At 75.8% G+C, this 10,832-nt stretch carries 9 protein-coding genes and 1 pseudogene; 3 read left to right on the top strand and 7 right to left on the bottom strand.

Annotated features, from left to right (window positions below; all coding sequences use genetic code 11):
* From ACVJO7_RS30820 to ACVJO7_RS30810, 3 genes are all read right to left on the bottom strand, one after another.
* Positions 1 to 195 (bottom strand): PspC domain-containing protein (locus tag ACVJO7_RS30820; protein ID WP_491675874.1); only part of this gene is annotated, 195 nt, incomplete at its 3' end.
* 103 nt (positions 196 to 298) lie between these two features.
* Positions 299 to 1,426: a M24 family metallopeptidase gene (locus ACVJO7_RS30815; RefSeq protein ID WP_491675873.1), complete on the bottom strand. Its 1,128-nt coding sequence runs from the start codon at positions 1,424 to 1,426 to the stop codon at positions 299 to 301.
* A gap of 93 nt (positions 1,427 to 1,519) precedes the next feature.
* Entirely contained in the window at positions 1,520 to 2,305 is a 786-nt protein-coding gene (locus tag ACVJO7_RS30810) for an ANTAR domain-containing protein (RefSeq protein ID WP_491675872.1), read from the bottom strand.
* 120 nt (positions 2,306 to 2,425) lie between these two features.
* On the opposite strand from ACVJO7_RS30810, the gene ACVJO7_RS30805 reads away from it, so the two are divergent.
* Together ACVJO7_RS30805 and ACVJO7_RS30800 are read left to right on the top strand one after the other, a co-directional pair.
* Positions 2,426 to 3,391: a 5'-3' exonuclease gene (locus tag ACVJO7_RS30805; protein ID WP_491675871.1), complete on the top strand. Its 966-nt coding sequence runs from the start codon at positions 2,426 to 2,428 to the stop codon at positions 3,389 to 3,391.
* A 46-nt stretch (positions 3,392 to 3,437) separates the two neighbouring features.
* Positions 3,438 to 4,755 (top strand): annotated as a pseudogene (locus tag ACVJO7_RS30800) (M20 family metallopeptidase).
* A gap of 354 nt (positions 4,756 to 5,109) precedes the next feature.
* Here the strand turns inward: ACVJO7_RS30800 and ACVJO7_RS30795 are convergent.
* Positions 5,110 to 5,667, bottom strand: coding sequence for a hypothetical protein (locus tag ACVJO7_RS30795; RefSeq protein WP_491675870.1), 558 nt, complete (start codon positions 5,665 to 5,667; stop codon positions 5,110 to 5,112).
* A 20-nt stretch (positions 5,668 to 5,687) separates the two neighbouring features.
* Positions 5,688 to 6,269 (bottom strand): helix-turn-helix domain-containing protein, encoded by a 582-nt coding sequence (locus tag ACVJO7_RS30790; RefSeq protein WP_491675869.1) that lies wholly within the window; start codon positions 6,267 to 6,269, stop codon positions 5,688 to 5,690.
* A gap of 67 nt (positions 6,270 to 6,336) precedes the next feature.
* Here ACVJO7_RS30790 and ACVJO7_RS30785 point away from each other — a divergent pair, with 67 nt between their 5' ends.
* Positions 6,337 to 7,926, top strand: coding sequence for an FAD-dependent oxidoreductase (locus ACVJO7_RS30785; protein WP_491675868.1), 1,590 nt, complete (start codon positions 6,337 to 6,339; stop codon positions 7,924 to 7,926).
* Positions 7,927 to 7,945: 19 nt separating this feature from the next.
* Here the strand turns inward: ACVJO7_RS30785 and ACVJO7_RS30780 are convergent, their stop codons facing one another.
* Entirely contained in the window at positions 7,946 to 9,472 is a 1,527-nt protein-coding gene (locus ACVJO7_RS30780; RefSeq protein ID WP_491675867.1) for an amidohydrolase family protein, read from the bottom strand.
* A complete protein-coding gene (locus tag ACVJO7_RS30775; protein ID WP_491675866.1) occupies positions 9,472 to 10,776 on the bottom strand; it encodes a cytosine permease in 1,305 nt (434 codons plus the stop codon). The genes ACVJO7_RS30780 and ACVJO7_RS30775 overlap by 1 nt, the downstream gene beginning before the upstream one ends.
* Positions 10,777 to 10,832: the final 56 nt, after the last annotated feature.

Raw genomic sequence — 10,832 nt, 5'->3', positions numbered from 1 at the left:
GTCGGCCTTCGGCATGATGAACCACAGCACCAGGTAGATCACGAACTGCGGGCCGGGCAGCAGGCAGGACAGCACGAACAGCAGCCGCACGGTGTTGCGGCCGAGGCCGAACCGGTCGGCGAGCCCGGCGCAGACCCCGGCGATCACCGTGCCGTTGCGCGGGCGGACCAGGCTGCGGGACTGCGGGACGTTCACCGGGATCTCCTCGGGGTGGGCGACGGGTACACAACCCACCCTGGCAGGGCGGGGCGTGTGCGCGCTCAGGGGATACCCCGAGCGCACCCCGGAACAACACCCCCTACAGGACGACCAGGTCCCGCGGGTTGCGGTTGAGCCGCTCCGCGCCGTCCGCGGTCACCACGACGATGTCCTCGATCCGGGCGCCCCACTGTCCGGCCTGGTAGATGCCCGGCTCCACGGAGAACGCCATGCCCTCCTCGAGGACCAGGTCGTTGCCGTCCACGATGTAGGGCTCCTCGTGCACGTCCAGGCCGATGCCGTGGCCGGTGCGGTGGATGAAGAGCGCACCGTGCCCGGCGGCGGCGATGTGCTCGCGGGCGGCCCGGTCGATCGACGCGGCGGTGGCGCCGGGGCGCACCGCGGCGACCGCGCGCTCCTGGGCCTCCTGCAGCACCGCGTAGGTCTCCCGGACGCCCGCGGCGGGCTCCGCGCCGACCGCGTAGGTGCGGGTGCAGTCGGAGTTGTAGCCGCTCGGGAGCGGCCCGCCGATGTCGACGACGACGACGTCGCCGGGCTCGATCACCCGGTCGGACACGTCGTGGTGCGGGCTGGCCCCGTTCGGCCCGGAGCCGACGACGACGAACGCCGCCTCGGTGTGCCCCTCGGCGAGGATCGCCTCGGTGAGATCGGCGGCGACCGCGGCCTCGGTCCGCCCGGGCTTGAGCCACTCGCCGATCCGGGCGTGCACCCGGTCGATCGCCTCGCCCGCGGCGCGCAGCCGGGCCACCTCTGCCGCGTCCTTGCGCATCCGGAGCTCGCGCAGCACCGGGCCGCCGAGGGTCTGCGGGACGTCCGGGAAGGCGTCGCGCAGGCCGAGCACGTGCCGGGCCGGCATGTCGTCGTCCACCGCGACCCGGGTCGGTCCCCCGGCCAGGTCGCTGACCAGCAGGTAGGGGTCCTCGCCGTCGGTCCAGGTGACGAGGTCGATGCCGAGGGCGTCGAGCGGGATGCCGGCCAGGCCGGGCGCCTCCAGCGACGGCACGACCAGGGCGGGCGGCGCGCGGTGCCCGGCCGCCGGGACGATCAGGCAGGTCAGCCGCTCGTGCGACGAACCCTCGAATCCGGTCAGGTACCGCAGGTCGGTACCGGGGGTCAGGAAGAGCACGTCGGTGCCCTGATCGGCGGCGTGCTCGCCGGCCCGGCGGAGCCGGTCGGCGAACAGCCCGGTGGCGACGGCGTCGGTCATGGCTCGCAGCGTATGCGGGCACGCGGGGTGTGCGACCGCCGCCCGGGTACAGCTGCCCACCTGCGGGGAGCGACGATCGTCACGTCCGGCCGGTCACTCCCCGTCGAGCGCGGAGGGCCGCGCGGCGAGGGTCCCGGCGATCTCGACGAGCTTCACGTTCAGGTCCTGCGAGGTGCGGCGGAGCACGTCGAACGCGGCGTCGGCGGTGAGCCCGCGGCGCGCCATCAGGATGCCCTTGGCCTGCCCGATGACGTCCCGCGAGGCGATCGCCTGCCGCAGCTGCGCCTCCTGCAGGCCGGCGGCGGACACCGCGGTGCAGGAGGCGAGCGCGAGCGAGGCGTGGGTGGACAGCAGCAGCAGCCGGTCCCGGTCGGCGGGGACGAACGCGCCGGGCTCCCGGCCGTACACGTTCAGTGCGCCGGGCAGCCGCGGCGGGACGGCGTCGGGCACGAGCGAGCTCGCCAGCACCGACAGGTAGCCGTGCCGGACGGCGGCCTCGGCGAACTCCGGCCAGCGGTCGTCGGAGCGCAGGTCGTCGGTGTAGGCGAGCGCCGGGCCGTCGGCCCTGGCGGACTCCACGCACGGCCCGCGGCCGCTGCGGTACTGCTCGGCGTCGATGTCGGACGCGGCCGGGCCGGTCTCGACCGGGGTGTGGAAGCCGCCGTCGTCGTCCCGCAGGGTCACGCTGACCAGGTCCGCGGCCGGGATCACCCGGCGCACCGCGGCGACCACCCTGGCCAGCACGTCGGCGACCGTGCCGGCGGCCAGCAGCTCACCGGTCAGCGCGGCGAACTCCCTGGCCAGTGGCCCGGCCTCGGCCAGGCCGTCCTCCGCGTGCCCGTTCCGCTCCTGCGCCAGCACGAACCCGTCGCGGTCCACGGCCCACTCCTGCTCACCCCTGCCCACCGGGGCAGTTCCGCTGTGCTCCACGGCCCCATCATGCCGAACGGGTGGTGGCCGGGCGCTCCCCAAGGGGTACCAATGCCAAACTCATCGCCCATGAGCGACCGCCCGCTGCTGCTGCTGGACTCCGCGAGCATGTACTTCCGTGCCTATTTCGGTGTCCCGGAGAGCATTACCGCACCCGACGGCACCCCGGTGAACGCGGTGCGCGGGTTCACCGACATGATCGCCCGGCTGGTCACCGAGCACCGGCCGCGCGAGCTGGTGGCGTGCCTTGACCTGGACTGGCGCCCGGCGTTCCGGGTGGCGGCGCTGCCGTCCTACAAGGCGCACCGGGTGGTCGAGGCGAGCCAGGCGGACCAGGTGCCTGCGGGCGTCCCGGAGGAGGTGCCGGACACCCTCGCCCCGCAGGTCCCGGTGATCATGGAGGTGCTGGCGGCGGCCGGGATCTGCACCGGTGGGGCCGAGGGGCACGAGGCGGACGACGTCATCGGGACGCTCGCGCACCGGGCGGGGACCGGGCCGGTGCTGGCGGTGTCCGGGGACCGCGACCTGATCCAGATCGTCCGGGACGAGCCGCAGGTGCGGCTGCTCTACATCGGGCGCGGCCTGAACCGGGCCGAGCTGCTGGACCCGGCCGAGGTCGCGGCGAAGTTCGGGCTGCCCGCGGAGCGGGCCGGCGCGGCCTACGCGGAGATGGCGATGCTGCGCGGCGACCCCTCGGACGGCCTGCCCGGGGTGCCCGGTGTCGGCGCCAAGACGGCCGCGACGCTGGTCGGGCGGTTCGACTCCTGGGGCGAGCTGCTCGCCGCGGTGACCCGGCCGGACGACGGCCGGATGGCGGCCGGGGTGCGGGCGAAGCTGATGGCGGCGAGCGACTACCTGGGCGTCGTCGAGCCGGTGGTGCGGGTGGTGACCGACGCGCCGGTGGCCCTGGACCGGGACCCCGCGCTCCCCCGCACGCCGGCCGATCCGGAGCGGCTCGACGAGCTGGCCGCCCGCTGGGGCCTGGAGTCCTCGGTGCGGCGGCTGCGCACGGCACTGGACGCGGCCGCCTCCTGAGCCCTGCCATGATCGGGGCGTGACCTGTCCCGAGCACCAGGCCCCGCTGCAGCCGAGCCGGGCCCACGACGACGCCGTCACCCGGGAGACCGCGGTCCGGGCCGCGGCGGCCGAGCCGATCACCTCGCCGCACGACGGGGCGCCGCCCGCGGTGCGGCGGCTGCTGACCGCTGCGGTGGACGACGAGCTGGCCGAGCAGCTGCTGGAGCTCTCGCACGGGCTGCACGCCGATCCGGAGACCGCCTTCACCGAGCACCGGGCGGCGGCCGCGGTGGCGGCGCTGCTGGACCTGCACGGGATCGCCGCCGAGGTCGGCGGGTACGGCCTGGACACCGCGCTGCGCGCGACGGCGGGGACCGGGTCCGGCCCGACGGTCGCGGTGCTCGCCGAGTACGACGCGCTGCCCGGGATCGGGCACGCCTGCGGGCACAACGTCATCTGCTCGGCCGCCGTCGGCGCGTTCCTGGCGCTGGCCCGGCTGCTGGCCCGCGACGACGCCCCGATCGGCACCGTGCTACTGCTCGGCACCCCGGCCGAGGAGGGCGGCGGCGGCAAGGAGACGATGGCCCGCGCCGGCGCGTTCGACGGGGTCGACGCGGCCGTGATGGTGCATCCGTTCGCGCACGACATCGCCGACCACCCGTTCCTGGGGCGGCGCCAGCTGGAGGTCACCTATCACGGCGTCGCCGCGCACGCGTCGGCCCAGCCGCACATGGGGCGCAACGCGCTGGACGCCGTCGTGCTCGGGTACCAGGGCGTGGCGATGCTGCGCCAGCACCTGCCCGACGGGGACCGGGTGCACGGGATCGTGACCGACGGCGGGCAGGTGCCGAACGTCGTGCCGGAGCGGGCGGCGGCCCGCTACTACCTGCGGTCCCAGGACCCGGAGTCGTTGCTCGACCTCACGACGCGGGTGCAGGCGATCGCGGTCGGTGCCGCCGCGATGACCGGCTGCGGCTACACCCTGACCTGGGACCCGCGGCCGCCGTACCTGCCGATCCGGCACAACCGGACGCTGGCCGCGCGGTGGGCGGTGCACCAGACGGAGCGGGGCCGCACCGTCTGGCCGCGCGGCGTCGTGCCGGAGTCCGAGACCGGATCGACCGACCTGGGGAACGTGTCGCTGCGGGTGCCGTCGATCCATCATGCTGGCGATCGCCGAGCCCGGCACCGCCCTGCACACCGTCGGGTTCGCGCAGGCGGCGGGCGGGCCGGGCGGGGACCGGGGCGTCGTCGACGGGGCGGCCGGGCTGGCGCTGGTCGTCGCCGATCTGCTGCACGACGCCGGCCTGCGCGACGCGGTCGCCGCCGAGTTCGCCGCCGCGGGCGGCCCGGTGGACGTGCCGTCGTTCTTCGACCGGTGACTCAGGGCGCCCCGGCCGGCGTCCCGCGCGCGGCGCGCAGGCCGAACCCGGCGCGGACCGGCCGGGCCGCGTGCGGCCGGGCCGCGTGCGGCCGGGAGCGCACACCAGGCACCGACGGCCGTGGCGCCGGAGAGCGCGACCAGGAACGCCACCGACCCGAGTTCCGGTTCGACCTGGCCCGGGTCGCGGGCGATCGCGAGCAGCAGGCAGAAGGCGACGGTCAGCGGGGCCGTCGTGGCACCGGCCGCGGCGATCCCGACCCGGGCCCGGGCCGCCGCCCGCGAGGTCAGCGCCGCTCGCCACAGGCTCACCGGGACGATCAGCAGGGCGCCGATCCCGAGCAGCGTCGCGGCGTCACCAGCCGGGGCGAGCGTGGTGCGCCCACGCCTCGGGGGCGACCGCGGGCAGCCCGGCGAACGGTGCCGCCGGTTCGCTGAGCAGCAGCGCCGCCAGTACCGCGAGGCCGGTCAGCGCGGTGAGCGCCGGGTGCGTCCACGGCCGCCCGGGACCGGCCCGGATCGCGGCCGACACGCAGAGCTGGACCAGCACCAGCGGCGGCACCCAGGCGACGTTCCAGACGGCGACGGCGACGGTGCCTGCGAGACCGCCGCCCGGCCAGGCGACGACGGCGCAGAGCCCGCTGAACAGGTAGAGCAGCAGTGCGCCGGCGAGCATCCCGGCGTGGGCGGCCGCGGTCGCCGCACCGGCCCCGGCGAGCCGCTCCCGGACCCGCGCCGCGGCGAGTGCGCCGGCCGCGAGCGCGAGGACGCCGACCGGGTCGGCCGGGAACGCGTCGGTCCCGGTCGTCCACCGGACCGCGACGGCGACCGCGATCCCGGCGGTCCCGGCCACCGCGATCCCGGCCGGGAACCACCGCGGCCGGGTCGTTGCCGGGATCGGGACGGCGGTCACGCCGACGAGCGTAGAGCCGGTCAGCGGCCGCGGGGAGCGGCGCGGGTGTGGATCCGCTCCCCCTGCGGACCGAACAGGCTCAGCACCTCGACCGCCCGGTCCGGCGCGGCGGAGCCGAACCAGTGCGGGACGTGCGTGTCGAACTCGGCGGCCTCGCCGGCCCCGAGCACGACGTCGTGCGAGCCCAGCACCAGGCGCAGCCGCCCGTCGAGCACGTAGAGCCACTCGTAGCCCTCGTGCACCCGCGGATCGGGCCGGTCGCCGCGCCACGGGATGAGCATCTTGTACGCCTGCAGACCGCCCGGACGCTCGGTCAGCGGCACGACGGTCGCGCCCTGCGCGCGGCGCGGCCGCAGCCGGACCCGCGGGTCCCCGACCGGCGGGGCGGCGACCAGCTCGTCGAGCGGGACCTGGTGCGCCGACGCGATCGGCAGCAGCAGTTCCAGGGTGGGCCGCCGGCCGCCGGACTCGAGCCGGGACAGCGTGCTCACCGAGATGCCGGTGGCCTCCGACAGGTCGGCGAGGGTCATCCCGCGCCCGGTGCGCAGCCCGGCGAGCCGCGGGCCGACCCCTGCCAGGGTGTCCGCGATGGCGTCGTCCATGCCGTCACTTTGCCACTCCGGCAACGACCTTTGCCATTGCGCGCCGGAGCGGGGCAGCCTGGACACCATGACCTCGTACGACGTGATCGTCATCGGCGGCGGCGCGGCCGGCCTGTCCGCCGCGCTCACCCTGTCCCGGGCCCGCTGGCGGGTGCTGGTGCTCGACGACGGGACGCCCCGCAACGCACCGGCCGCCGGCGTGCACAACTGGCTCACCCGGGACGGCCTGCCGCCCGCCGAGATCGCCCGGATCGGCCGGGCCGAGGTGAGCGGCTACGGCGGCGTCGTGCAGGACGCGCGCGTCGTGTCCGCCACCGCCGACGCCACCGGTGGGTTCACCGTGACCACCGCCGACGGGCAGCGCCGGACCGGGCGCGCGCTGCTCGTCAGCACCGGGCTGACCGACGAGCTGCCCGATCTCGACGGGCTCGCCGGGCACTGGGGCGGCGCGGTGTTCGGCTGCCCGTTCTGCCACGCCTGGGAGCACCGCGACAGCCGGATCGGGGTGCTCTGCACCGGTCCGCACGACCTGGTGAAGGCCCAGCTGGTGACCCGCTGGACCGACGCCGTCACGCTGTTCCTGCACACCGGCCCGGAGCCCGACGACGAGCAGTGGGCCGGGTTCGCCGCCCGCGGCATCACCGTCGTCGACGGGCGGGTGGCCGGCCTCGAGTCCGGCGGCGGGTCCGACGGAGACCGGCTGACCGGGGTACGGCTCGCCGACGGCACCGTCGTGCCCTGCGACGCGCTCGCCGTGTCCCCGCCGGTCCGGGCCCGCGCCGGGTTCCTCGACGGGCTGGGGCTGGTCCCGGTCGCGCACCCGTCCGGGCTCGGCGATCACCTGCCGGTCGACGCGATGGGGGCGACCGGTGTGCCCGGGCTGTACGCCGCCGGGAACGTCACCGACCCGATGGCGACCGTCCCGGTGGCGGTGGCGGCCGGGGCGACCGCCGCCGCGGCGATCACCCGGGACCTGCTGACCGCCGACGTCGCGGCGGCCGTCGCGGCCCGGCACCGGCATCCCGATCCGGCGGCCGACCAGTGGTCGGCCGCCTTCTGGGACGCACACTACTCGACCCAGGAGCACCTGTGGAGCGGGAACCCGAACCGCTGGCTGGTCACCGACGCGGCCGCGCTCGAACCCGGCCGCGCGCTCGATGCCGGCTGCGGTGAGGGCGGCGACGCGGTCTGGCTGGCCGGGCGCGGCTGGCAGGTGACCGCGACCGACGTCTCGACGGTGGCGGTGGACCGGACCCGGGCGGCGGCGACGGCGGCCGGGGTCGCCGACCGGATCACCCTCGACGTCGCCGACCTGCGCACCCAGCAGCCGCCGGAGCGGGCGTTCGACCTGGTCACGGCCCAGTACCTGCACCTGCCGTCGGCGCTGCGCCGGCCCGCGTACGCCCGGCTCGCCGCCGCCGTCGCACCGGGCGGGACGCTGCTGCTGGTCGCCCACCACCCGAAGGACCTGGACGGGCCGCTGCGCCGCCCGCACGACCGGGACCTGTTCGCCGACGAGATCGAGCTCGCCGCCGATCTCGACGAGGCGGAGTGGGAGGTGCAGGCCGCCGACGCCCGGCCGCATCCGGTGACGCACCCGGACGGGTACGAGGTGATCGCCCACGACGCCGTCGTCCGGGCCCGCCGGCGGCGCTGATCCCGGCCGGACCGGTCCCTCAGCCGTCCCGGCTCCGTGACGGGTCCGGGCCGGACCAGCGGTGCACCCCCACGTCCTGCGCGGCGCAGGTCCGGTGCATCCACTCGAACGCCGCGGCGAAGACGTCGTTCTGCCGTTCGATGCGGTCCTGCCCGGCCCGGATGTCCGGCAGCAGGGCGGTGAGCTCGGCGCGCAGCGCGTCCTCGTCGACGGTGGTGAGCCTGCCGTCCTCCACGACGGTGCGGCCGGCGACCAGCACCCGGCGCAGCGACGAGCCGTTCTCCGAGTGGACGAGCTGCAGCTCGGCCCGGTTGCGGGGGGTGAAGGCGAGGGTGGACAGGTCGTAGACGAGCAGATCGGCCTGCATGCCGGGGGCGATGGTGCCGATCTCGCGGTGCCGGCGCGCGGTGCGTGCGCCGCCGGCCGTCGCGGCCCGCAGCACCTCGTCGGCCCGCGGCCAGTCGTGGTGGTCGGGCCCGGTGACCTTGTGCAGCAGGGCGGCGGCCTTGAGCACGTCGTGCATCCGGGGGGTGTCGCTGCTGGAGCAGCCGTCGGTGCCCAGCCCGAGCGTGACCCCGGCCCGGTGGTAGCTCCGCCAGGGCGCGATGCCCGAGCCGAGCTTGAGGTTCGACACCGGATTGTGGGCGACGCAGGTGTCGTGCCCGGCGAGCAGGTCGATGTCGGCGTCGGTGACCCAGATGCCGTGCGCGAGGGTGGTGTTGGGGGTCAGCCCGCCGATCCGGTGCAGGTGCTCGACCAGCGTGCGGCCGTGGAACTCGCGGCCGGTGACGGCCTGCACCTTGGTCTCCAGCGCGTGGATGTGGCACGGCACGTCGTGTGCGACGGCGAGCTCGGCCGCGCCGCTGATCAGGTCGTCGGTGCAGCGCTGCGGGCCGGACGGCGCCAGCATGTACCGGACCCGGCCCCCGGCCCGGTCCCGGTACCGCTTCAGGGCCTCCTCGCTGAACGCCAGGTACTCCCCCGCGGTCGGCACCGGCCGGGCCCGCACCTCGGCGACGACGTCGGCCGGCAGCCGGTCGGCGGCGTACGGGACGGTGTCGACGAACGGCCGGTTGATCACGTGCCCGGAGACGTCGGCGCGGATCCCGATCCGGTCGTAGGCGTCGACGACGGCGTCGAGCTGGTCGAGGTCCTGGCCGGGGGTCTCCAGCACGTCGTCGACCAGCGTCGTCACCCCGGACTTGAGCGACTCGGCGGCGAACAGCAGGCTGCGCTGCCGGACCAGGTCCGGCGGCAGCGGGCGGGCGCCGAGGATCGGGTAGCTGTACAGCATCCACAGCTCGAGCGGCAGGTTGTCGTAGCGGCCCTTCGCCAGGTACTCCCAGGAGTGCGTGTGGGCGTTGACGAAGCCGGGGCAGACCAGCCGGTCCCGGCCGTCGAGCACGGTGTCGGTGTCGTCGGTGCGCACCCGCGCGCCGACCTCGGTGATGGTGTCGCCGTCGATCCGGATGCTGCGCCGGACCGGGGTGGCCCCGGTGTCGGCGTCCATCGTGAGGACCTCGGCGTCGCGGAGGACCAGTGCCATCAGCGCCGCACCGCCCGGCGGCCGGTGCCCGGCACAGGCAGCAGAGCAGGCAGCAGAGCCGCCAGCAGAGCCGCGACGAGGATCCCCTGCACCGCGGGGATGCCCACGTCGAACCAGGCCCCGACGACGGCGGCCGCGGTGCCGCCCAGGTAGGCGAGCAGGCCGGGCAGGCGCACCGCGCCGACCACGTCCAGCGCGGTGCCCGGGTCCCGGCGCCGCCACGGACCGAGGAAGGTGCCGATGATCGCCCCGCCGAGCGGCGGGATGAGCACGCCGAGCACGACCAGGAAGGTGGTCAGGCCGTCGGTGACGCCGGTCAGCGCGAGCACGATCGCGACCGCCACGCCGCCGACGACGAACGGCCGCTTGTCCGGGCGGCCGGTCAGCTCGGCACCGGCCACCCCGAAGGCGTACGCGGCGTTGTCGTTCGTCGTCCAGAGGTTCGAGATGATCAGGAAGACGGCCAGCCCGATCGAGCCGGTCATGATCAGGATGCCGGAGAGGTCCGGCTCGCCGAAGCCGATGGCGCCGATGCCGCCGAAGAGCAGCATCGCCGACTGCACGACCATGATCGTCACCGCGGTCACGCCGAACGCGAGCCGGCCGCCCGCGGAGAACCGGGTCCAGTTGCCGATCTGGGTGCCGCCGCTGACGAAGGTGCCGATCAGCAGGGTCAGCGCGGCGCCGACGCTCAGCGTGCCGGCGCCGTCCTGGGCCAGCAGCCCGGACCAGCCGCCGGCGTTGCCGACCGCGCCGACCGCGATCCACACGCAGAGCAGCGTCATCAGCGGGACCGAGATCCAGGACAGGAACTCGATGCCGCGGAAGCCGTAGTAGGCGGTGACCGCCATCGCGATCCCGCCGAGCAGCACGACCGGCCAGGTGGGGACGCCCAGCGCGGTGCCGAGCAGGTCGCCGAGCACCGCGATGGTGATCCCGTACCAGCCGACCTGGGTGCCGCCGAGCAGGATCGACGCCCACTTCCCGCCGAGCCGGCCCAGCACCAGCCGGGACAGCAGCACCGTGGTGAGCCCGGTGCGCCCGGCGGCGATCCCGAGCGCGGCGATGTAGAGCGCCAGCACGGCCGCCGCGGTCAGGGCGAGCACCGCGAACGTGGCGAACGAGAACTCCGACGCCACCGCGCCACCGGTGATCATCGTGGGGGTGAAGAAGCCGAATCCGGCGATGACGACGGCGACCGACGCCACGCCCTTGCGTTCGGCGACCGGTATCCGCTCCAGCGGCCGGTCCCGGTCGATCACGGCCGTGCGGGCCGGCGCAGCGGAGGTCGGTGGAGTGGCCACGGGACACCTCGGACGGGTTCGGGGACGACGGGGGCCTCCTGATGGGACGGTCCCGG

The organism is Pseudonocardia sp. DxW (assembly GCF_058448985.1).
This window is presented reverse-complemented; position numbering and strand designations above follow the sequence as displayed.

Coding starts and splice junctions, on each gene's coding strand:
- ACVJO7_RS30815 (WP_491675873.1), bottom strand. CDS start 1,426: ATGACCGACGCCGTCGCCACCGGGCTGTTCGCCGACCGGCTCCGCCGG.
- ACVJO7_RS30805 (WP_491675871.1), top strand. CDS start 2,426: ATGAGCGACCGCCCGCTGCTGCTGCTGGACTCCGCGAGCATGTACTTC.
- ACVJO7_RS30790 (WP_491675869.1), bottom strand. CDS start 6,269: ATGGACGACGCCATCGCGGACACCCTGGCAGGGGTCGGCCCGCGGCTC.
- ACVJO7_RS30785 (WP_491675868.1), top strand. CDS start 6,337: ATGACCTCGTACGACGTGATCGTCATCGGCGGCGGCGCGGCCGGCCTG.
- ACVJO7_RS30780 (WP_491675867.1), bottom strand. CDS start 9,472: ATGGCACTGGTCCTCCGCGACGCCGAGGTCCTCACGATGGACGCCGAC.